Raw genomic sequence first — 20,801 nt, 5'->3', positions numbered from 1 at the left:
GCTCCCGCCTCAGGCCGTTGCGCCCAGCGCGTCGAGTTCGCGCATGGCTTGCGCGTCGCGAAGCGTCAGGTCGGGATAGTCGGCATCCGTGCCCACTTCCGGAAGTACCTTCCAGGAGCGCGCGCATTTGGTGCCTTCCGCAAGACCCGGCACGACGCCAACGCCAGCGACGTCATCGAGCGTGAAGGCGCCTTCCGGTGCCTCTCCGGCAACGATGGTGAGCTGGCTGGTGATGCAAATATCCTCCATGTCGCGGCCTTCCACAGAGGCAAGCAGCTCCGCATCCTCGATATAGACGGTCGGATGAGCCTCGAGCGACGACCCGATGCGCTTTTCCGCCCGCTCAAGTTCCAGCGCGCCGGTGACCACGCGGCGCACCGCGCGGATCTTCGCCCAGCGATCCGCCAGCACGTCATCGCGCCATTCGCCGGGGAAGGTCGGGAACTGCCTGAGATGCACCGAACCGGCTTCCTCGCCGTGGCGCGACCACCAGCTTTCTTCCATGGTGAAGGGCAGGATGGGCGCGAGCCATGTGACCACAGCATCGAACAGCTTCTCGATCACCGAAAGCGCAGCCTTGCGCCGGGTGGAGGAGATCGGATCGCAGTAGAGCGCATCCTTGCGGATGTCGAAATAGAAGGCCGACAGATCCACCGTCAGGAAGTTGAAGACCTGCGAGAAGACGCGCTTGAAGTCGAAGGCGTCATAGGCCGCGCGCACCACGCCGTCGAGTTCGGCGAGCCGGTGCAGCATCAGCCGCTCCAGCTCGGGCATGTCCGCATAGGCGACATCCTCGCCCTTGGCATGGGCAAGCGAGCCCAGCATCCAGCGGATCGTGTTGCGCATCTTGCGATAGGCGTCCGCATTGGTCTTGAGGATTTCCGCACCAATGCGCTGGTCGTCGGTGTAGTCGCCAGCCGCCACCCACAGACGCAGGATATCGGCGCCATATTGCTTGATGACGTCCTGCGGGAAGGTCTGGTTGCCGAGCGACTTCGACATCTTGCGCCCGTCTTCCGCCATGGTGAAGCCATGGGTGACGACGGCGTCATAAGGAGCCCGGCCCCGCGTTCCGCAGCTTTCCAGAAGCGAGGAATGGAACCAGCCGCGATGCTGGTCGGACCCTTCCAGATAAAGGACATAGTCCTCGCCGCCATCGACCGTACGTTTCGGCGAGAGGTCGGGGCGCTTTTCCAGGCAGAAGGCGTGGGTGGAGCCTGAATCGAACCACACGTCGAGAATGTCGGTGACCTGGGTCCAGCCGTCCATGTCGTCGACCAGACCGCCAAGGAAGCGCTCGCTTGCTCCTTCCTTGTACCAGGCATCCGCACCTTCCGCCTTGAAGGCGTCGGAGATGCGCGCGACCAGTTCGTCGGACTTGTCAAAATCGGGCCCCGGCGCCAGTCGCCCGTCCTCATGACGGAAGACGGTGATCGGCACGCCCCAGGCGCGCTGGCGCGACAGCACCCAGTCCGGCCGGTGCTCGATCATCGAGCGCAGACGGTTCTGGCCAGATGCGGGCACGAAACGGGTCCCGTCGATGGCCTTCAATGCGCGCGCGCGCAAGGTGGAGCCGTCGGAAAGCTCCTTGTCCATGTAGACAAACCACTGCGGCGTGTTGCGGAAGATGATCGGCTTCTTGGAGCGCCAGGAATGGGGATACTGGTGCTTGAGACGGCCGCGTGCGAACAGATTGTCGGCCGCAATCAGCGCCGCGATGACGCGCTTGTTGGCATCGCCCTTGGCACCCTTGGCGGTGATGACCTGAGCCGCACCGCCTTCCGCATCCGGGCCGAAGCCCGGCGCGTGTTCGGTGTAATAGCCGGCGTCGTCCACCGTGAAGGGGATTTCCGAGGAGATGCCGCGCGCCTCGATCTCTGCGCGCTTCGCCATCCAGATCTCGAAGTCATCCGCACCGTGGCTGGGTGCGGTGTGCACGAAACCCGTGCCCGCATCGTCAGTGACGTGGTCGCCGTCGAGAAGCGGAACGTCGAAATCGTAGCCGAGATCGGCGAGCGGATGAGCGAGGGTAAGAGCACCAAGCTCGTCGGCTGTGACGTCGCGCAGGCGTTTGAAGGTCACCTTGGCCTTGGCCGCGCATTCTTCCGCCAGGCTGTCGGCGAAGACGAGCTTCTCGCCCGGTTGCGGGCCGAAATCGTTCTCCGCCGCGCTCACCTCATAAAGGCCGTAAGAGATGTGCGAGGAAAAGCAGACCGCGCGGTTGCCGGGCATTGTCCAGGGCGTTGTCGTCCAGATGACGATCGAAGCGTCGAGCAGTTCCTCGGCCGCCGCTTCGTCGGTGCCGCCGACCTCCGTCACCGGGAACTTCACCCAGATCGTGTCCGACTCGTAGTCGTAATATTCGATCTCGGCTTCCGCCAGCGCGGTTTTCTCCACCACCGACCACATGATCGGCTTGGACCCGCGATAGAGCTGGCCGGTGCGTGCGAACTTCATCAGTTCGGAAGCGATGATGGCTTCGGATTCGTAGCGCATCGTCAGGTAGGGATTGTCCCAGTCCCCCTCGATGCCGAGGCGCTTGAATTCCTCGCGCTGCACACCGATCCAGTGCTCCGCATAGGCGCGGCATTCCTGGCGGAAGGCGACCATCGCGTCCGGGTCGGTTAGGTCGGGCTTCTGCTTGCCCTTGGAGCGGTAGTTCTCTTCCTCGACCTTCCATTCAATGGGCAGGCCGTGGCAGTCCCAGCCGGGCACGTAATTGGAATCCCACCCCGTCATCTGCATCGAGCGGGTGATGATGTCCTTCAGCGTCTTGTTCAGCGCGGTGCCGATGTGGACGTTGCCATTGGCATAGGGAGGGCCGTCGTGCAACACGAACTTCTTCTTGCCTTGCGAGTCCTCGCGCAAGCGCTTGTAAAGGTCGAGAGCCTTCCAGCGCGCCAGGATTTCAGGCTCCTTCTTGGGGAGCCCGGCGCGCATGGGATAGTCGGTCTGGGGCAGGAAGAGGGTTTTCGAATAGTCGCGTGTTTCGGTCATTGATCGGATCTGCTGGTTGAGCCGGAACGCGGGAAGGCGGTGAAGTTGAACCGCAAAGGGGACCCGCGTCGGCGCGAACGCGTAAGATAAGGTGGAGCGGCCGGCAAATCGTGCAGGCTCTTCGTCCCGGTCCCTGGGCTGAGCGCTACAGTCGCTTCAGCCGAAGGCCGGGCCGGTAATTCGTATGTTCTGCGGCAGTGCGTGGCGCAGTGTCATCGGCATCGAACCAAACATGGGCGCGGTCTTACCAGCAGACGCGCGTTGAATAAAGAGGTTTGCGAGGCGCGCGCGTGTGGCTGCTACGCATTGCCCTCGCCATCCGCCGCATTGCGGGTAGGGGCATCTTGCGCATGGGGAATGTCGTAAAGCGCCCGATCGAGTGGGGAAAGCGGACGAAGGGAGGCGATCGCGGCGCGTGCTTGGGCGCTGTCGATATCCATTTGCGCGATCAGCGCCTCGATGGAGTCGAACTTCTCTTCGCCGCGCAGATAGCTCACCAGAGAGACCTCAAGCGTCTTGCCATAAAGGTCGCCCTTGAAGTCGAAGACGTGCACTTCCAGCACCACCGCGCCGTTGTCGAATGTCGGCCTGCGTCCGTAGTTCGCAACCCCGTCATGCAGCACACCGTCAATGACGACGCGCACCGCATAGATGCCGTGCGCGATCTCGCAATCGGGATCAAGGGCGATATTGGCGGTGGGATAACCAAGCTCGCGACCACGCTTGTCTCCGTCCTGAACTGTGCCCTCGACGAACCAGCGATAGCCGAGCAGCGCATTGGCCTCCACCGTCTCGCCTTTCGCGATGGCGTCGCGGATGCGGCTAGAGGAGATGGTCTGACCGCCTTCGTCATGCACCCGCTCGACGATGGAGACGCCGAAGCCGAGCGCCTCACCGGAGCTGCGCAGATAGTCCGGCGAGCCGGCGCGCTTGCGACCGAAATGGAAGTCATAGCCCGTCACCGCGTGGACAATGCCCAGCCGCCGCGCAAGGATATCTTCCACGAACTCGCTGGCCTCGCGCGCGGCGAAAGCGGCGTCGAAGGGCAGGATCAGCATCCCGTCCAGACCGAAGGCTTGCACGATCTCCGCCTTCGCGTGGGGCGGCGTCAGGCGGAAGAATGGCTTTTGCGGGGTAAAGAAGGCGCGCGGATGCGGCTCGAAGGTCATGAGATATCCGGGAACGCCAAGGCTCGCGGCTTCTTCCATGACCCGTTCAAGCACCGCCTGATGCCCGCGGTGGACGCCGTCGAAATTGCCGATTCCGACCACGCCACCCTTCAGGGTGTCTGGAAACTCATCGAGCGAAGTGGCAAGCTGAAACGCTTTCTGCGCCGGTTCGGCGGAATGCGACATGCGGTCGGGTCCCGATAGGCAGTGAGGCTTCAAGAAAAGGTTGGCGGACCGTGCCGCCTCGATTTGCATAGGTCAAGCGTCATGCGCGCGCAAGGCCGGGGCGTGGCAGATGGTCACGCATCGGTCCCGGTTTGTTTTCAATTGCGTGCCATTTCCTGACTGCTTATTCCACGCCGCCCGGTTCGCCGCGTCCTGGCACCTTGACAACCGCCTCTCCCTCAAGAACAACCGTGTCGCCAACGCTGGCGCTGCAGGAAAGGCGCGCCTTGCGCCCGCGCTCCACGAGTTCCGAAACGGTCACCGTCACCTTCAACTCGTCGTCGATGCGCACCGGCGCCATGAAGTTCAGCGTTTGCGAGAGATAGATTGCGCCGGGGCCAGGAAGGCGCGTGCCGAGGACGGCGGAAATCAGACTGGCTGTGTAAAGACCGTGGGCAATGCGGGTGCGGAAAGGCGTTCTGGCCGCGAAATGTTCGGACAAGTGAATCGGATTCCGGTCCCCCGAAACTTCCGCAAACCCAACCACGTCGTCGCTGCGAACGGTCTTAACGAGTGTTTCGCTCATGCCGACCGACAGGTCTTCGAAATAGAGTGTGCGCAGTGGAGGAAGAGACATTCGTTTGCTCCCGCAAAACTCGGATGGGGGCAGCAAAATAGGGGGGCATCTGAGTGCACTCAATTCGGCTTTGGGAGCATTTGAACGCTCTTGTTGGTTGAGCCTTCGAATTTTAACTCTCTTTTCAGCCCCTTCTGCCTACTGTGTCGGCACATATGGGGAGCCGGGGGTACCGGCAGATCTCTTTCCTGGATTGTCTCAACGTATGATCGGCCTCGTTGGTAATGGCTGTTCAGGCGAGTGTATGGAGTAGAATATGGCCCTTGATCTTTCGATGCCGGTTCTTGTGGTTGACGACTACAAGACGATGATCCGCATCATTCGCAATCTGCTCAAGCAGCTTGGCTTCAGCGACATTGATGACGCTGCGGATGGCACCGAGGCGCTGGAAAAAATGAAGGCGCGCAAATACGGTCTGGTGATTTCGGACTGGAACATGGAGCCGATGACCGGGTACGAGCTTCTCAAGCAGGTTCGTTCCGATTCTGGCCTCTGCAAGACGCCATTCATCATGGTGACCGCGGAATCCAAGACCGAGAACGTGATCGCCGCGAAAAAGGCCGGTGTGAACAACTACATCGTGAAGCCGTTCAACGCGCAGACCCTCAAGGGCAAGATCGACGCGGTGTTCAACGACTGACCGTCGTCGGGCGAACGCTTCGGGATCGCCGTTTGCTGGTCGACCGATTGTCATGGATCCGGCGCTCCGCGGTTCAACGCGGACGCTTCAGCGCAGCTGTGGGATGCCATGCGGGCCGATTCGGCAGTGCACCCAGGGGGCATGCCGGAGCGTTTCGCTCATAGGGCAATCAGAGCCGCTGATCAGAAAATCGCGTCCTGTCGTGAGGGCGGGGCGAATCAGGCGGCAGACAGGGGAATTCCATGATTCCGATGACGAACCACGACGTCTCGGGCGTTATCAAGTTTCTTGAAGACAACAAGGCGCGCGGCGGCGATGTGTCGTTGAGCGACGTCATGCGCCTTGCGGAAATAATGGTTGGTGATTTCAAGGGCGTGCTTCATGCGTCCGCGCCTTCCATGCGTCAGGAATTGGAAGATATCGCAACTGAAATCGCGAGCATGAAGCAGGAAGTCCTGCAATTGCGCGCGGCTGACATGAAGCACAATCGTATTCCCGAAGCCGGGCGCGAGCTTGATGCTATCGTGGAATCGACCGAAGCCGCGACCCAGACGATCATGCAGGCGGCGGAAGAGATCATGGCCGCCGATGCCGCTGATGCGACAGCCTACCAGACCATGGTCGGCGACAAGATGATCGAGATCTTCGAGGCTTGCGCCTTTCAGGACATTACCGGTCAGCGCATCTCCAAGGTTGTGAAGACGCTTTCCTATATCGATGAACGCGTGACCAGCTTCGTCGAGCGCCTGCGTATCATGGAAACGGAAGAAACCGAGGTCGAGGAGACCGAGGAAGAGCGTCGCGCACGCGAGCTGATCCTGCACGGGCCCCAGCATGCCGGTGAAGGTGTTTCCCAGGACGAGATCGACGCCATGATGGGTGGAAGCGATCAGGCCGATATCGACAAGCTTTTCGACTAGAAAGGCTTTTGCTGTGTCGGTCGGGCGATTATTCGCTGGGATCGAATAAAAACAGGCGGGGCCTATGGCCACCGCCTTTTTTTGTTGCGCGTCGGGAAAGAGGCTGAAAGGCGCCTACCAGGCAAGCCTTGGCATGGCGGCGCGCGCCGTCAGGCCTTCCTCCGCCAGCCGCTTCTTCACGAGTTTTTCTTCGGGAGCTTCCGTCTCGCCGAAATCGGCACCGTGGATGCCGGCGGTGATGAACAGCACGTCGAGGCCCTGCTCATGAGCCCCGCGAATGTCGGTCGGCAGGCCGTCACCGATGGCGAGGACACGGGACTTGTCTGCGGGGCCGCCGGTGAGCTTCTCAAGCTCGCCCAGCGCCTGATCGTAAATCGGTTTGTACGGCTTTCCGAGGATCTGAACCTTGCCGCCCATGGCCGCATAGTCGCGCGCCAGAGCGCCCGCGCACCAGATCAGGCTGTCTCCACGTTCCACCACGAGATCGGGATTTGCGCAGACCATGGAAAAGCCGCGTGCGATCAACGCCTCGAAACGGGCGTGATAGTCTTCGGGCGTCTCGCTCGTGTCGTCAAACAGGCCCGTACAGACGATCAATCCGCCATCTGGAACCTCACGGGCATCCACTGAAACCTTGAGGCCGGTGCCTTCGTAAAGCGAATAATCGCGATCCGGACCGATATGCAGGACCGTGTCGCCTTCATGGGCCTGGAGAAGCGCATAGGTGACGTCGCCGGAGGTCACGATGCTGTCAAAGGCATGACGGGGAAAGCCGAGGGCTTCCAGCTGCTCGTAGATCGGCGGATTGGGACGTGGCGCATTGGTGATCAGAACCACCCGTCCGCCCTTGTCACGAAATCGCGACAGCGCCTCTGTGGCGCCGGGGTTGACGCGAACGCCATTGTGGATCACCCCCCACACATCGCAAAGGATGCCGTCATAGTCTGCGGCAATGTTGGAAAGTCCGGGAAGGATCAGGCTGTCGGCGTTCATCGGGTCTCGGATCTGCTAAAATGTTGGTTCGATGGGATTCGATCTGTGACTAGGACGCAAAGCACAGAACTGTGACAGCGCGGCGACGGGCGGCTGCGCGGCGCACCATAATCGAACGTCCTGCGCCCGCAAGCTTTCAGTTGTCCGCGAGGCCGCAACCGGTGGATCCGGTCCGGCGCGACCGTGCAATCAACGACAAATGCAGGAACACCAAGGCGTGTCAGTCAGGCAGCTTTCAGAAACCGTCATCAACCGCATCGCGGCGGGCGAGGTCATCGAACGTCCCGCGTCCGTAGTGAAGGAACTGGTGGAAAACGCGCTCGATGCGGGCGCCAGCCGGATCGAGGTCGTGACGGCGGCTGGCGGCAAGACCCTGATGCGGGTCACCGATGACGGCAAGGGCATGACGGCCAACGACCTTGCGCTGGCCGTGGAGCGCCATTGTACCTCCAAACTGGCTGAAGACGACCTGATGGACATTCGTACGCTGGGCTTTCGTGGCGAGGCGCTTCCCTCCATCGGAGCCGTTGCCCGCCTGACCATTGCGACCCGCAATGCCGACGAGCCCCACGGCTGGGAAATCACGGTCGATGGTGGAGCCAAGGGCGAGGTCGCGCCCAGTGCGCTCAATCGTGGCACGCGGGTTGAAGTGCGCGACCTCTTCTTCGCCACGCCCGCCCGGCTGAAATTCCTCAAGACCGACCGGGCCGAAGCAACCGCGATTTCCGATGTGATCAAGCGTATCGCGCTTGCTCACCCCCATGTTCGGTTCTCGCTGTCCGGTCCCGACCGCCGTCAGCCCCTCGATTTTCCCGCTGCCACCGGTCCTGATGCTCGCATGGCCCGTATTGCGCAGGTGCTGGGTGACGATTTCGTCGACAACGCCATGGCGATCGAAGCGGAGCGCGAAGGCGTCCGCCTCGTCGGGTTCGCCGGTCTGCCCACTTTCCATCGCGCGAATGCCCTGCAACAGTTCTTTTTCGTCAATGGACGCCCGGTTCGCGACAAGATGTTGCTGGGTGCGATCCGCGGGGCCTATGCCGATGTGTTGGCGCGCGACCGTTCCGCGGTCGTCGTGCTCGATATCGATCTCGATCCGCACCAGGTGGACGTGAACGTGCATCCGGCCAAGGCTGATGTGCGCTTCCGAGACGGCCAGCTTGTGCGCGGCCTGCTGGTGGGATCTATCAAGCGGGCCCTGGTGGAGGCCGGACACCGGGCCTCATCGACGGGTGCGCGGGAGGCGCTTGACTTCGCTCGACCCAATGGGCTGGATCCGCGTCGCCCAGCCTCTGGCTACCCGAGTGGTTCCTATGCTGGCGGTTCCTATACCCCGCCGCCGCGCCCCTCAGGGGATGCTCAGGACTGGCGGACCTCCGCGTTCCGTCCCTTCGAGGGATCGGCAAGCACCGCAGATGCGCGCGGCGAGCACGTAGCCGCAACTGCGTTCGAAGGCAGCGCGAATTATGGCGCAACCTCCCGCCCGGCGCAGACGCAGCCCCCCCTGGCGGGCTTTGAGGCGCCGTCGGCCGATGCGCGTGCCAACGCGGAGCCGGTGGACGAAGCCATGCAGGCCCGGCCTCTGGGGGCGGCAAGAGCGCAGATCCATGCCAATTACATCGTCGCGCAGACCGAGGACGGCCTTGTGATCGTCGATCAGCACGCCGCCCACGAACGGCTTGTCTATGAACGGCTCAAGGAGGCGCTGGCGGCAAAGGGGGTGGCGAGCCAGATGCTGCTCATTCCCGAAGTGGTGGAACTGGCGCAGGACGATGTCGACCGGCTCATGGAGCGGGCGGACGAGTTGGCGGAATGCGGTCTGGTTCTGGAGGGTTTCGGTCCCGGCGCGGTCGCGGTGCGGGAGACACCCGCCCTTCTGGGCGACACCGACATTCGTGGTCTAGTCCGCGATCTCGCCGACGACATTGCCGATCTGAACGAAGCGACGCGGCTTCGAGAAAAACTCGACCATGTTGCTGCAACCATGGCGTGTCACGGGTCTGTGCGTTCCGGTCGACGGCTGAGGCCTCAGGAAATGAACGCCCTGTTACGTGAGATGGAAGCGACGCCGCTTTCCGGTCAGTGCAACCACGGGCGTCCGACCTGGATCGAGTTGAAGCTCAACGATATCGAGAAATTGTTCGGACGCCGCTGAGGCCACCGGCATCCGGTCTAATGCTGATAGTGCAACTTTTGGAAGCGCGGGTGCTTGGTATGTCAATAGAATTGGGCAGTCGTGATCGGCCGAAAACAGCCACATTTCGGGGGGCAACCCTGTTTCGCCGACTTCAGGGCTGCACAAACAGTGATATACGTCACCGGAACTTTGGCCTGATTGCCACATTGTATGCGCGTTACAGGTGTAGACCGGAATTCGTTGGAGAGCCCGTTTTGGGGCAGCCAATCCCGGGAGAGGGCGCCGGTTTCGTAGGGGCTCGCTCGAACGTGAAGTCCAAACGTGACCGACGTAGTGTTTGGTTAACTTCGTTCAGGTGATTCTCGTCACCTGCTCGACGATATAGAAATCTGGTAGGTTCCGAATGACGTTCTGGAAGCGCAGCCACAAGGCGGCCTTTTTACCCGCACTTCTCGCCACGACGGTAATGGCCACGACAGTGCTGGTAACGAACCAGCCGGCCGCCGCCGATGCCGATCGCTTTGCCGGCATGCGGAGCGTGGAACGTCTGCGCGGAGAACCTTCCGACCGGGGCCAGGTCTCCCGCGATCCGCGTGGCGCCCGCTCCCCGCGCGGCGAGCGCCGTGGCGGCGGGTTCTTCGGCTGGGGCGGTTGGAACTCCGATGCCGATTATGATCGGTATGATCCGGAACCGGTGAAAGCCTACGTCTCTGCTCCAAAGTATCATACATACAAGCCCGATACGCTGAAGACGGTGACGCTGGACGATTTGTCACGCGTTGTTGCCGAGGCCGCCGCACAGCGTCGCGCCGAAGCGGAAGCGGCCCGTCTGGAGGCTGAACGGCGCGCCGCTGCCAATGTGTCGAGCGAGCATGACGATGGCATCCGCGTGACGGGATCCATCGCCACCTCGGGCGACAAGCCGGTCAACGATGTGGAGGCCGAAACGGCTCCTGCATCCCAGGACCTGGCGAGCGAGGCGCCGGTATCCGATGTGGCTACGGGCGAGGCATCCACGCCTCAGCCCGCGCAGCTTCCGGAAAATGCCGATGCTTCCGAAGCCGTCGATTCCACCGGTGTCGTCGAGGCGCCCGCCGCGTCTGAAGGCGAGGGGACTGCCGATGCGCTCGACAGCACCGGCCAGGCCGCGAATGATGCTGTGTCGAGGGAAGCGACCACCACGGAAGAGGCGGCAACAGAGGACACGAGCGCCCCTGAAACTGCCGTTGCCCCTGCCGAGAACGCGAGCGATCCCGAAACTGCCGTGGCGCCTGCGGTCGAAGTCGAGCAGCCGGCCGTCGCGGCAGGCCCGAGCGAGTTTGCGCGTCAGGCCGATTTGCTGAACGGCATGCGCGTCCGTGCCTTGCCGGAAGTCATCGAGGCGCTTGAGGCTCATTACGCAGCCACCCCCGACTATCTTTGGGTGAAGGACGGTAAGGTCACGGCTCGTGCCCGTGCTGTCATGGAAACGTTGGCTGATGCCGGAGCCGTCGGCCTGGATGCGCGCGACTATCACGTGAACCTGCCCCACGAGACCGTCTCGATGACCGGCGGTGATGTGGAAGTTGCGAGCAACAACGCTGGCGATGACAGCATTGCCACCGACGCCACCGCACCCTTGGCAGGCGGGACGCTCGGCACGAGTTCCGAAGCGCGCGATCTCATGCGTTTCGAAATCGATCTGACCAAGGCGGTGCTGACTTACGCGCTGGATGCGCAGCGCGGGCGGGTCGATCCGGACCGCATCTCCGGTTATCACGATCTGCCGCGCCACAAGGTCGACCTGGCCGCGATCCTCAACGAGCTTTCAGCGAAGTCCGATGCGGACATCGCCACCGCGATGCTCGACCTCAATCCGACCAATGGCGAGTTCAAGGCGTTGATGACGAAACTCGCCATCCTGCAAGATCAGAGCGAGGAAAAGCCGGTGACCATCGCAACCGGCACGCTGATCAAACCGGGTCAGAGCAGTGCCGAAATGGCCAATGTCGTGAAGGCGATCGACCTGAAGGCTTCCGACGAACTCAAGGCCAAGCACGCGGCTACGTTTGATGCCTATGACGGTGGCGATGAATACACACCCGAGCTGGTTGCGCTGGTGAAAGACTTCCAGCGTGAGGCGGGGCTGACGTCCGATGGCGTTGTCGGTCGAAACACGGTGCGTGGCATGGTCGGCATGTCGCTCGGCTCCAAGATCGAAAAGATCAAGCTGTCGATGGAGCGCCTGCGTTGGCTGCCGCGCGACCTTGGCGCCCGCCATGTCTTCATCAACCAGCCCGCTTTCACCGCAACCTACGTCCAGGACGGACAGGAGCCGCTCAAGATGCGTGCGGTGGTCGGCAGGAAGTCCAACCAGACCAACTTCTTCTACGACAAGATCAAGACCGTGGAATACAACCCCTATTGGGGCGTTCCCTATTCGATCATCGTCAACGAGATGATCCCGCACCTCAACAAGAACCCCTATTATCTCGATGACAGGGGGTACGAGGTGTCGACGGTCAATGGTCGGACGGTGTCTTCCGCATCCGTGGATTGGCATGCGGTCGCCAGCAAGCAGCAGTCCGTCAACGTGCGTCAGCTCCCCGGTGCGTCCAATGCGCTGGGTGAGTTGAAGATCCTCTTCCCGAACAAGCACCATATCTACATGCATGACACGCCGGCCAAGGCGCTGTTCAAGCGCGATGCGCGCGCGTTCAGCCACGGTTGCGTACGTCTGCAGGATCCGCGCGGCATGGCAGCTGCGGTGCTCGGCAAGGACAAAACCTACATTGCGGGCCGCATTGCACAGGGCAAGAACGAGTCCGATTCCGTGACCAGCGACGTCCCCGTCTATGTCTCCTACTTCACGGCTTGGCCGGATGAGAAGACGGGCAATGTCAAGTTCTTCGCGGATATGTATGATCGTGACATGTATCTGCAGCGGGCCCTCAGGGCGACCGAGAAGGCTCGCCACGGCTGAGGTTCGTTCATTGCGTGGGATATTGGATTAGGCGCCTCTCGGGCGCCTTTTTCATTTCACGACACTGCGCCTGCCGCTGCCGTTTTCTCTGCCGTCGCCCCCTCCTGGCGCAGATCCCGTTTTGGGATCCACAGGCAGAAGGTGGTGCCGATATCGAGTTGGGTTTCCACGTCGATTGCCCATTCCATGGCATGGACGGCGCGGTAGACGATGGCGAGCCCGATGCCGGACCCGTCAGCGATCTTGCGGCCGTGAAGGCGCGTGAAAGGTTCGAAGATCTTGGACTTCAGGGTCGGATCGAAGCCAATGCCATTATCCTCAATCGTGATCTTCCAGTTGTCCTCGCCTTCTTTTGCTTTGATGATGATGTGGGGCGCGCGGGTCTGAGGTACATATTTGACCGCGTTTGCGAGCATGTTCTGAAAGATCTGGCGCAGCAGAAGCGGGTCCGCGTGGACGCACAGGGCGGGAAGCGAAATCTCCAGCGACCCGCTGCGTCCTGAAATCGTCTGTTCGAAGATCTCGGCGATCTCATCGACCGCCGCCTGGAGGTCGATGGGCTCGCGCACGGGCTGGTATTGGCTCATCTTCGAAAAGCGCAGCAGGTCGGAGACCATGATGCGGGCCTGCGAGGACATTGCGCGAAGCCGCTCCATCGCACGGGAGGCTTCCTCCGCATCTTTCTCCGCGATTGCCTCTTCCAGAATGTCGGCATAGGCCGCGATCTTGCGCAACGGCTCCTGCAGGTCGTGAGAGGCAATATGAGCGAACCGGCGCAGGCTCTCGTTGGCGCGTTCGAGTTCCGCGGTCTTGTTCTCGATTTCCCGTGCGCGCAAGCTAAGGTTCTCGCGCAGTTTGTCCTGAATGAGCGTAAGCGCGCGACTGGTGCGGCTGTGTTTCTCCACTTCGTTCGCCAATGCACGGTTTGCCGCCTGAAGTCTGGACGGGCTCGGGAGCTTGAGGATTCGCGGCAGCGTGAACCAAGCAACTGCGAAGGCCAGAAGCGTCACTGCGATGGTGAAAAGCTGCACCGGGCCATAAATCGCTGGCAGGGGGTTCCAGAAGGTAATCATCAAGCATGTATGAGCGATGCCGAAGATCAGGATGAAGGCGAGAAGGTGGGGGAGGGCCCGTCTTTGCGCGGAGCGGGGATGATGTCTGACAAAATAGAGAAGGAGACCGGGAACCAGGACGAAGGCAAACAGGACCATAAGATCGGATGCTACGTGCAGGATTATCGGATCTTTGCCGAACAGCCACCCGCTTCCCTCGCCGGAAAACGTTGATGTTTCCAGAAGTCGATCGAATTCTGACAGCATTGCCGCGGTCCCTCCTCGGCCGCGAAGGCGCGCCCGCATCATCGTGCTCAGGCCCGATCCCGGCCGGATGGGCCTTGAAGAGAAGAGGATCCGGTTCTGCTGGGCGCAAGGGTGAATGTTCAAACTCACCAATAAATCAAGTTTATGCCCCAGCCACGCGTCGTGTCGATACGGTGAAAAAGCGTAGGCATCTCAAATGCGGGACTTCACATGACCGGGGAGCCTCGACCGCGCCAGAAACCGGCGCGACAAGCTCTTGACCGCCTGAGCGACGTTATTCTGCTGCCAGCAAGGAGGAGAGAAGGTCTGACATTTCCTTCAGGCTATCTGGCTTCACGCAAACGGTCCGCGCGCCATTTGCGAGTGCCAGATTGTGGGTGTCGGGGTCCGAAGCCGTCGTTATGACGACGACCTCCACCTCGTTCAGAATGTTCTGAGCCATGCAGTGGCTGAGGACATCCAGTCCATTGATGCCCGGCATGTTGAGGTCAAGAAAGATCTTCGAGGGAAGCGAGTTGTCGACGAGGCGACGGTCGATCTCTCCCAGAGCTTCCGAACCTGAGCAGACGAATGTCAGGTCGAGATTCATGCGGGCGCTTTCCTGCAGGCGATTGAGCGCCCTTTTCATAAGGTAGATGTCGTCCTCATCGTCATCAACGATCATCACTCGGCTGTGATTCACAGTCTTTTTTTCGGGTAGCATTTCAGATTATCAGCCCCATGTATTGGTATAACCAATCAATTCATGTGCCGCCACCTGCGCGCTCGCATTGCTGAGCGAGAGTTTTTAAATTATGTCTCAAGGTTAGATGAACTTATCCGTACGTCAACATTGTTGGTATTACGACTGTCGTTGTTCTGTGCGGGGAAATACTGCCGGTTTGACGGCTCTATGTCTTGAGCCGCCAGCCGGTCTTGAAAATCCACCAGACAGCCGTCATGCAAGCCATCAGGAACAGGCCGGTCATGGCAAGCGAGACCCAGACAGAAACATCGGAAACGCCGTAAAAGCTCCAGCGGAAGCCTGACACCAGATAGACGACTGGGTTGAACAGCGTCACGGTTCGCCAGAATGGTGGAAGCATATCGATGGAATAGAAGCTGCCACCAAGGAACGTCAGAGGTGTGACGATAAGGAGCGGTACGAGCTGGAGCTTCTCGAAGCTGTCCGCCCAGATACCGATGATGAAGCCCAGAAGCGCGAAGGTGAGACCGGTGAGCACGAGGAAGGCGAGCATGATGAAGGGATGCTCGATCCGGATGTCCACGAAGAGGCTGGCCGTCGCCAATATGATCAATCCGAGCATGATCGACTTGGTCGCCGCCGCCCCCACATAGGCGATCACGATTTCCAGAACCGACAGCGGTGCCGTCAGTACCTCGTAGATCGTGCCGGCGAATTTCGGAAAATAGATCCCGAAGGCTGCGTTGGAGACACTCTGGGTCAGCAGCGACAGCATGATCAGGCCGGGCACGATGAACGCGCCATAGCTCACACCGCCGATTTCCTGGATGCGCGAGCCTATGGCCGCGCCGAAGACGACGAAATAGAGCGATGTGGAGATGACCGGCGAGACGATGCTTTGAAGCAGCGTACGGAAGGTGCGGGCCATCTCGTAAGAGTAGATCGCGCGGATGGCGTGCAGGTTCATTGCTGGTTCCTCACCAGATTGACGAAAATGTCCTCCAGCGAGCTCTGGCTGGTTGCCAGATCGCGGAAGCGGACACCATTGTCGGAAAGCTCCGAGAGCAGACGCGTGATCCCGGTGCGCTCGGCCTGTGTATCGTAGGTGTAGATCAGTTCCAAGCCGTCCTCAGACAGGGCAAGGCCCTCATTCGTGAGCCCATCGGGCAGGGCCGTCAGCGGCTCCGTCAGGGAGAGGCGAAGTTCCTTGCGTCCGAGCTTGCGCATCAGTTCCGTTTTTCTCTCCACCAGCACGAGTTCGCCCTTGTTGATGATGCCGACCCGGTCGGCCATCTCCTCGGCTTCTTCGATGTAGTGGGTGGTGAGAATAATTGTGACGCCCTGGTCCGCGAGGTCGCGCACCACGTTCCACATGTCGCGGCGGAGTTCCACGTCCACGCCTGCGGTCGGTTCATCGAGGAACAGGATGTCCGGCTCGTGCGACAGAGCCTTGGCGATCAGAACGCGCCGCTTCATTCCGCCGGAAAGCGTCATCAGCTTGGAATCGCGCTTGTCGTAGAGACTGAGGGCGCGCAGCACCTTCTCGATATGGCCGGGATCCTTCGGCTTGCCGAAAAGCCCGCGGGAGTAACTGACCGTCGCCCAGACGGTCTCGAAGGAATCGGTGGTCAGCTCCTGCGGCACAAGCCCGATGATGGAGCGTGCGGCGCGATAATCGCGGATGACGTCATGCCCGCCTGCCGTCACCGTGCCGGCGGTCGGATTGACCAGTCCGCAGATGATGGAGATGAGCGTCGTCTTGCCGGCGCCGTTCGGGCCGAGGAGCGCGAAGATCTCGCCTTTCTCGATCTGAAGATCGATCGACTTCAGGGCGGCGAAGCCGCCTTCATAGGTCTTGGACAGGCCGGAGATTTCGATGATGGACGGCATGTGGGATCAGCACCGGGTGCGAGAATGGGATTGCGGCCGTCGCGCGGACGGCATCTCGCACATGTGGGGCTACAGAGGGGAAAGGCAATGCAATCTGGAGGCGTTTTTTCCCATCGATCCTGGTTGCTATGCGTGCCCGTCTGCAAAACCAATGGCGGCCGGGCTGTCCGCACCCGGCCGCCAATCTTATCACTCGGCGGCTTCGAGCCGCTTTTTCCAGGCAAAGGCCTGCATCGGCTTGTCCACCGGAGTGTGCGCCAGGTGGTTCGTGTAGTTCGACATTACCTTCTGAGAAACACCCAGAATGACCTCCAGGATCTGGCGCCTGGTGAAGCCTGCGTCGAGGAAGGTCTGGACTTGTCGGTCCGTCACGTCGCCGCGTTGGCGCACGACCTGAAGCGTGAAGGTTCTGAGTGCTTCCAGTCGGGCGTTGGACAGCGGGGTCTCGTTGCGCAGCGCGTCGGAAATGGCGTCGTCCACCTTCATCATCTTTGCAATGCCGGTGTGAGCCGGGACGCAATAGTGGCATTCGTGCTCCACGTTGATGGCCTGCCAGACGACAGTCAGTTCGTCCTTGTCGAAGGAGGTGTCTTGGGCAAAGAGCTTGTGCAGCGCCTTGTAGCCTTCCAGTAGCGCAGGCGCTTCCGCCATCACCCCATGAAGGCCCGGCACACGGCTAAAACTCTTCAGACTGTCTTCCAGAAACGGGCGGCTTTCCTCAGGTGCGCTGTCCAGCGTGTGGATCGTGAAATCGGTCATTACGGCTTCCTTCTTAAATATTGAGCGAGCGTTCAAGAATGATGGAAGCGATGTAGCTTTACTTGAGTGATCGCTCAAGATAATATTTGAGCAATCACTCAAAATTTATCCGAGAGACTCGCCATATGGCCCGGCATGCAGCATTCGACCGTCAGGAAACGCTCCAGAAGGCGCTCCGGCTTTTCTGGGCGAAGGGCTATCAGGGCACGTCACTGAAGGATCTGGAAAAAGCACTCGATCTACGCCCGGGCTCGATCTACGCGGCCTTCGGCTCAAAGGAAGAGTTGTTCTGCGAGGCGCTCAGGGCCTACAGCGAAGCTGCGCGCCGCAATTTCGAGGAAACGGTTGCGCGAGGCGGGACCACCTTGTCCGGGCTTGCCGCGCATATTCGTGGCATCGGGCGTCCGGCAGGCGATGACGCGCCAGCGCGCGCCTGCATGCTTGTGAAGACGCTTCTGGAAACTCCGGACGAAGATCCGAAGTTGCGCCGTCTGGCGGAAGACATGATGCGGGCGATGGAGGGGGTGTTCAAAGACGCTTTTCATACCGCGCGTGAGGCTGGAGAGCTTCCCGCCGATGCCGATCCAGAACGCCTCGCATGGCGCTTGCAGGCGGATATCTTCGGCCTGCGCACTTACGCCCAGCGCACCGATGCGGCTGATCGCGTGCCCTATCTGGCGGACGACATCGCCCGTGGCATCGAAGCTCTGCGTGTGAACTGAGGCGAGGGGCGGGCGGACGTCAGGCTGAGGGGGCGCGCAGAAACACGATCTTGCTGTCGCCCGCCACACGTTCATCGAGAAGCGTGAACCCGGAAGGCACCTCGATGGCCGCATCCGCGGCTTCTTCCCAGACACACAGCGCGTCCGGTTTCATCCATCCGCCCGCGGCTGCCGAGGCCAGTGCCTTCTCGCCCAATCCCTTGCGATAGGGCGGGTCGAGAAACACAAGATCGAAGGGCTCGATGGTGCCTGCGCTGCCAAGGCTCGTGGCGTCCCGGCGGAAGATCTTGGTCGTCCCGGTCAGCCCCATGGCCTCAACGTTGCGCCGGATCAGTCCGCGAGGCTCCACAGCCTCTTCCACAAAGACACACGCCTTCGCGCCCCGGCTCAGCGCCTCAAGCCCGAGCGCGCCGGTGCCTGCGAAGAGATCCAGAACCCGCGCGCCCTCGACCGCATCGTCATGTCCGTGGGCGAGAATGTTGAAGATGGTCTCACGCAGCCGGTCGGAGGTCGGACGGGTGCCGTCCCCCTTGGGTGTTGCAAGCTGGGTGCCGCGAAAACGGCCCGAGACGATGCGCATGGAAAATCAGATCCTGAAGGCTGGTCTTACGATTTCGGAGTGCGGCCGCGCCGGCCTCGCCCGCCTGTGCCGCCGGGCCGCGCATTGGCCGGAAGCTTGGATCCGGCCCCGCGCCCCTTCGGTCCGCCCGCAGCACTTGCTGGCCTGGGTCCCGCTGGCTTTGCACCTGCAGCGGCAGGCTTGCCCGCCCCCATTGGCTTGCCGGCTGTGGCAGGCTTGCCGGAACGGCCCTGCGGACCTTGCCGCTTGCGCGCCTGCGCCTTGTCGTGGGCTTCCTCACCGTGGCGGGTGCTGATCCAGCCGGGTTTGGCCGGACCGGCTTTCTTTGATCCGCCACCGGGCTTGCCGCCAGTTGCCTTCTTGGCCGCGGGTTTTTTCTCCTGCGGTTGGCGCTGAGTGACAGGGGCCTCGAAATCGGCCCCTGCTTCCTTGGCAAGCTTCTCGCCGAGCTGTTCTCGCAGCACACGTCCGCGAATTTCGCGCACGGTGCCTTCGGGCAGGTCTGCCAGCTGGAACGGGCCGAAGGAGACGCGGATCAGACGGTTCACCGAAAGGCCCAGATGCTCCAGCACGCGCTTCACTTCGCGGTTCTTGCCTTCGCGCAGCGCAAGCGTCATCCACATGTTGGACCCCTGCTCGCGGTCGAGCTCGGCCTCGATGGAGCCATAGAAAACCCCGTCGATGGCGATGCCATTGCGCAGCGCATCAAGGTCCGCCTGTGTAACCTTGCCATGGGCGCGCACACGGTAGCGGCGCAGCCAGCCGGTGGCGGGCAATTCCAGCACACGCGCCAGACCGCCATCGTTGGTAAGCAGCAGCAGGCCTTCGGTGTTGATGTCGAGACGCCCGACGCTCATCACCCGCGGCAGATCCTTGGGCAGCCGGTCGAACACGGTCGGGCGACCTTCCGGATCGCGGTTGGTCGTCACGATGCCCTTGGGCTTGTTGTAGAGCCACAGCCGCGTGCGCTCGCGCGTCGGCAGCGCCGCGCCGTCCACCACGACGCGATCCTTACCCGTGACGGTCACGGCGGGGGTTGTCAGCTTGCGACCGTTGAGTTCGACGCGCCCGGCGGCGATCCAGCTCTCGGCTTCGCGGCGCGAGCACAGCCCTGCGCGCGCCATGACTTTCGCGATGCGTTCGCCCTTTTCGGCATCGGACGCAGCGGACTGGTCGATGGATTTCGGTGTTTCCTTGGACATGCAGCGGGTGATAGCAGAGGACGCGGCACACGGAAACGAAATAGCGCGCATGATGCGCAGAAATCGGCGCGAAACTTGCGGATTATGGCAAGGAGCGCCCTTGCGAAGCTTTGCAGAGGCGGCGCGCGGCATTAGCTTGGTCGCCATGACACGCACCCGCCCCCTGTCTTTCATGGACGAAGCCCTGAAAGAGGCCGAAGCTGCCGCCGCGCGCGGAGAGGTGCCGGTGGGCGCTGTGATCGTGTGCGAAGGCGAGGTGATCGCATCGGCCGGAAACCGGACGCTCGCCGACAATGACCCCACCGCCCATGCGGAGGTGTTGGCGATCCGGCAGGCGGCGTCCCGCCTCGGCTCGCAGCGGCTGGGCGACTGCGATCTCTATGTGACGCTGGAGCCCTGCGCCATGTGCGCGGGCGCGATTTCCTTCGCGCGCATCCGGCGGCTGTATTTCGGGGCGGGAGACGTCAAGGGCGGGGCGGTGGAACACGGGCCGCGCTTCTTCTGCCAGCCAACCTGTCACCACGCGCCCGAAGTCTATTCCGGTATCGGTGAGCAGCGCGCCGGCCGCATCCTGAAGGACTTCTTCAAGGCGCGGCGCGGCTGACATCCGTGGACATCACCCTAGCGGGTGAAGCCGCCAACTTCGTCCATGAACGTGGCGTTCATCTGGGCCAGGGCGGAGCGCAGCTTGTCATCGGCAGGACCATAGACCGTCATGCGCGTCGGCCGTACCAGACCCAGGAAGCGGCTGGCGAATTTCGTGCCGAAATTGCCGAGATGAATCAGCGCCGCATCTGAACTGGCATAGCGCTCATAGATGTGGCAGACGGTGCCCGCCTCGTTGAAATACCATTCATAGTTCAGCGCGCCGGGCTCGTCGGCCTTGGTCGCCCCGACCATTTCCAGCATCAAGGCACGCAGATCGCTGTCCGCATTTGCCTTGAGTTCGACTTCCAGCACCCAGTGAACATGCTCGCTCATGTCTTCCTCCTGTGATCGGGCGGTTCATGCCGCCCTGTCACTT

The 20,801-nt window shown here is 61.6% G+C and carries 18 protein-coding genes and 1 pseudogene; 7 read left to right on the top strand and 12 right to left on the bottom strand.

All coding sequences use genetic code 11. The features are described 5' to 3' along the window. Positions 1–9 precede the first annotated feature (9 nt). The 3 genes from ileS to ABGM93_RS10540 form a co-directional block, all read right to left on the bottom strand. Entirely contained in the window at positions 10–2,997 is a 2,988-nt protein-coding gene (gene ileS, locus ABGM93_RS10550; RefSeq protein WP_321499215.1) for an isoleucine--tRNA ligase, read from the bottom strand. A 299-nt stretch (positions 2,998–3,296) separates the two neighbouring features. Next, positions 3,297–4,352, bottom strand: coding sequence for a bifunctional riboflavin kinase/FAD synthetase (locus tag ABGM93_RS10545; protein WP_321499208.1), 1,056 nt, complete (start codon positions 4,350–4,352; stop codon positions 3,297–3,299). 163 nt (positions 4,353–4,515) lie between these two features. Continuing rightward, entirely contained in the window at positions 4,516–4,968 is a 453-nt protein-coding gene (locus ABGM93_RS10540; protein ID WP_321499205.1) for a MaoC family dehydratase, read from the bottom strand. Between the two features lie 256 nt (positions 4,969–5,224). On the opposite strand from ABGM93_RS10540, the gene ABGM93_RS10535 reads away from it, so the two are divergent. Together ABGM93_RS10535 and ABGM93_RS10530 are read left to right on the top strand one after the other, a co-directional pair. Continuing rightward, positions 5,225–5,608, top strand: coding sequence for a response regulator (locus ABGM93_RS10535; protein ID WP_319772856.1), 384 nt, complete (start codon positions 5,225–5,227; stop codon positions 5,606–5,608). 242 nt (positions 5,609–5,850) lie between these two features. Continuing rightward, positions 5,851–6,528: a protein phosphatase CheZ gene (locus ABGM93_RS10530; RefSeq protein ID WP_319772857.1), complete on the top strand. Its 678-nt coding sequence runs from the start codon at positions 5,851–5,853 to the stop codon at positions 6,526–6,528. Positions 6,529–6,642: 114 nt separating this feature from the next. On the opposite strand, the gene ABGM93_RS10525 is transcribed toward ABGM93_RS10530, so the two are convergent. Continuing rightward, positions 6,643–7,521 (bottom strand): TIGR01459 family HAD-type hydrolase, encoded by an 879-nt coding sequence (locus ABGM93_RS10525; RefSeq protein WP_321499202.1) that lies wholly within the window; start codon positions 7,519–7,521, stop codon positions 6,643–6,645. A 217-nt stretch (positions 7,522–7,738) separates the two neighbouring features. Here ABGM93_RS10525 and mutL point away from each other — a divergent pair, with 217 nt between their 5' ends. Beyond that, positions 7,739–9,676, top strand: a complete 1,938-nt coding sequence (mutL, locus tag ABGM93_RS10520; RefSeq protein WP_321499199.1) for a DNA mismatch repair endonuclease MutL — start codon at positions 7,739–7,741, stop codon at positions 9,674–9,676. Between the two features lie 385 nt (positions 9,677–10,061). Further along, positions 10,062–12,620 carry a L,D-transpeptidase family protein gene (locus ABGM93_RS10515; RefSeq protein ID WP_321499198.1) on the top strand — a complete coding sequence of 853 codons (2,559 nt, stop codon included), beginning with the start codon at positions 10,062–10,064 and terminating at the stop codon, positions 12,618–12,620. Between the two features lie 56 nt (positions 12,621–12,676). Here ABGM93_RS10515 and ABGM93_RS10510 read toward each other — a convergent pair whose 3' ends face one another. Beyond that, on the bottom strand, positions 12,677–13,693 hold the full coding sequence (locus tag ABGM93_RS10510; RefSeq protein WP_321499197.1) for an ATP-binding protein: 1,017 nt from the start codon (positions 13,691–13,693) through the stop codon (positions 12,677–12,679). A gap of 9 nt (positions 13,694–13,702) precedes the next feature. Between ABGM93_RS10510 and ABGM93_RS10505 the strand changes: the two genes are divergently transcribed. Then, complete coding sequence (locus tag ABGM93_RS10505) at positions 13,703–13,906, top strand: hypothetical protein (RefSeq protein WP_321499196.1); 204 nt, start codon at positions 13,703–13,705, stop codon at positions 13,904–13,906. 307 nt (positions 13,907–14,213) lie between these two features. On the opposite strand, the gene ABGM93_RS10500 is transcribed toward ABGM93_RS10505, so the two are convergent. The 4 genes from ABGM93_RS10500 to ABGM93_RS10485 form a co-directional block, all read right to left on the bottom strand. Further along, entirely contained in the window at positions 14,214–14,603 is a 390-nt protein-coding gene (locus tag ABGM93_RS10500) for a response regulator (RefSeq protein ID WP_321499194.1), read from the bottom strand. A gap of 226 nt (positions 14,604–14,829) precedes the next feature. Then, on the bottom strand, positions 14,830–15,591 hold the full coding sequence (locus tag ABGM93_RS10495; protein ID WP_319772863.1) for an ABC transporter permease: 762 nt from the start codon (positions 15,589–15,591) through the stop codon (positions 14,830–14,832). Continuing rightward, on the bottom strand, positions 15,588–16,514 hold the full coding sequence (locus tag ABGM93_RS10490; protein WP_321499192.1) for an ABC transporter ATP-binding protein: 927 nt from the start codon (positions 16,512–16,514) through the stop codon (positions 15,588–15,590). Before ABGM93_RS10490 ends, ABGM93_RS10495 begins: the two co-directional genes overlap by 4 nt. A gap of 189 nt (positions 16,515–16,703) precedes the next feature. Continuing rightward, positions 16,704–17,273 (bottom strand): carboxymuconolactone decarboxylase family protein, encoded by a 570-nt coding sequence (locus ABGM93_RS10485; protein WP_321499190.1) that lies wholly within the window; start codon positions 17,271–17,273, stop codon positions 16,704–16,706. Positions 17,274–17,398: 125 nt separating this feature from the next. On the opposite strand from ABGM93_RS10485, the gene ABGM93_RS10480 reads away from it, so the two are divergent. Beyond that, a complete protein-coding gene (locus tag ABGM93_RS10480; RefSeq protein WP_321499189.1) occupies positions 17,399–17,995 on the top strand; it encodes a TetR/AcrR family transcriptional regulator in 597 nt (198 codons plus the stop codon). 19 nt (positions 17,996–18,014) lie between these two features. Here the strand turns inward: ABGM93_RS10480 and rsmD are convergent, their stop codons facing one another. Both rsmD and ABGM93_RS10470 read right to left on the bottom strand, forming a co-directional pair. After that, complete coding sequence (gene rsmD, locus ABGM93_RS10475; RefSeq protein WP_321499187.1) at positions 18,015–18,575, bottom strand: 16S rRNA (guanine(966)-N(2))-methyltransferase RsmD; 561 nt, start codon at positions 18,573–18,575, stop codon at positions 18,015–18,017. Positions 18,576–18,973: 398 nt separating this feature from the next. Beyond that, positions 18,974–19,777 (bottom strand): annotated as a pseudogene (locus tag ABGM93_RS10470) (pseudouridine synthase); the annotation flags it as partial. A gap of 145 nt (positions 19,778–19,922) precedes the next feature. Here ABGM93_RS10470 and ABGM93_RS10465 point away from each other — a divergent pair. Next, entirely contained in the window at positions 19,923–20,381 is a 459-nt protein-coding gene (locus tag ABGM93_RS10465) for a nucleoside deaminase (RefSeq protein ID WP_321505837.1), read from the top strand. Between the two features lie 17 nt (positions 20,382–20,398). Here ABGM93_RS10465 and ABGM93_RS10460 read toward each other — a convergent pair whose 3' ends face one another. Then, on the bottom strand, positions 20,399–20,758 hold the full coding sequence (locus tag ABGM93_RS10460) for an antibiotic biosynthesis monooxygenase (RefSeq protein ID WP_319772868.1): 360 nt from the start codon (positions 20,756–20,758) through the stop codon (positions 20,399–20,401). Between the last annotated feature and the right edge of the window lie 43 nt (positions 20,759–20,801).

The organism is Breoghania sp., assembly GCF_963674635.1.
Lineage (GTDB): Bacteria > Pseudomonadota > Alphaproteobacteria > Rhizobiales > Stappiaceae > Breoghania.
The sequence above is the reverse complement of the archived record's forward strand: the minus strand, read 5'-3'. Positions and strand labels throughout refer to the sequence as shown.

Excerpts from the sequence above, each read along its gene's own strand:
- ileS (WP_321499215.1), bottom strand. The coding sequence starts at position 2,997 with ATGACCGAAACACGCGACTATTCGAAAACCCTCTTCCTGCCCCAGACC.
- ABGM93_RS10485 (WP_321499190.1), bottom strand. The coding sequence starts at position 17,273 with ATGACCGATTTCACGATCCACACGCTGGACAGCGCACCTGAGGAAAGC.
- ABGM93_RS10535 (WP_319772856.1), top strand. The coding sequence starts at position 5,225 with ATGGCCCTTGATCTTTCGATGCCGGTTCTTGTGGTTGACGACTACAAG.
- rsmD (WP_321499187.1), bottom strand. The coding sequence starts at position 18,575 with ATGCGCATCGTCTCGGGCCGTTTTCGCGGCACCCAGCTTGCAACACCC.
- ABGM93_RS10490 (WP_321499192.1), bottom strand. The coding sequence starts at position 16,514 with ATGCCGTCCATCATCGAAATCTCCGGCCTGTCCAAGACCTATGAAGGC.
- ABGM93_RS10515 (WP_321499198.1), top strand. The coding sequence starts at position 10,062 with ATGACGTTCTGGAAGCGCAGCCACAAGGCGGCCTTTTTACCCGCACTT.
- ABGM93_RS10465 (WP_321505837.1), top strand. The coding sequence starts at position 19,923 with ATGACACGCACCCGCCCCCTGTCTTTCATGGACGAAGCCCTGAAAGAG.
- ABGM93_RS10495 (WP_319772863.1), bottom strand. The coding sequence starts at position 15,591 with ATGAACCTGCACGCCATCCGCGCGATCTACTCTTACGAGATGGCCCGC.
- ABGM93_RS10545 (WP_321499208.1), bottom strand. The coding sequence starts at position 4,352 with ATGTCGCATTCCGCCGAACCGGCGCAGAAAGCGTTTCAGCTTGCCACT.
- ABGM93_RS10530 (WP_319772857.1), top strand. The coding sequence starts at position 5,851 with ATGATTCCGATGACGAACCACGACGTCTCGGGCGTTATCAAGTTTCTT.
- ABGM93_RS10460 (WP_319772868.1), bottom strand. The coding sequence starts at position 20,758 with ATGAGCGAGCATGTTCACTGGGTGCTGGAAGTCGAACTCAAGGCAAAT.
- ABGM93_RS10540 (WP_321499205.1), bottom strand. The coding sequence starts at position 4,968 with ATGTCTCTTCCTCCACTGCGCACACTCTATTTCGAAGACCTGTCGGTC.
- ABGM93_RS10500 (WP_321499194.1), bottom strand. The coding sequence starts at position 14,603 with ATGATCGTTGATGACGATGAGGACGACATCTACCTTATGAAAAGGGCG.
- ABGM93_RS10480 (WP_321499189.1), top strand. The coding sequence starts at position 17,399 with ATGGCCCGGCATGCAGCATTCGACCGTCAGGAAACGCTCCAGAAGGCG.
- ABGM93_RS10510 (WP_321499197.1), bottom strand. The coding sequence starts at position 13,693 with ATGATTACCTTCTGGAACCCCCTGCCAGCGATTTATGGCCCGGTGCAG.
- ABGM93_RS10505 (WP_321499196.1), top strand. The coding sequence starts at position 13,703 with ATGAGCGATGCCGAAGATCAGGATGAAGGCGAGAAGGTGGGGGAGGGC.
- ABGM93_RS10525 (WP_321499202.1), bottom strand. The coding sequence starts at position 7,521 with ATGAACGCCGACAGCCTGATCCTTCCCGGACTTTCCAACATTGCCGCA.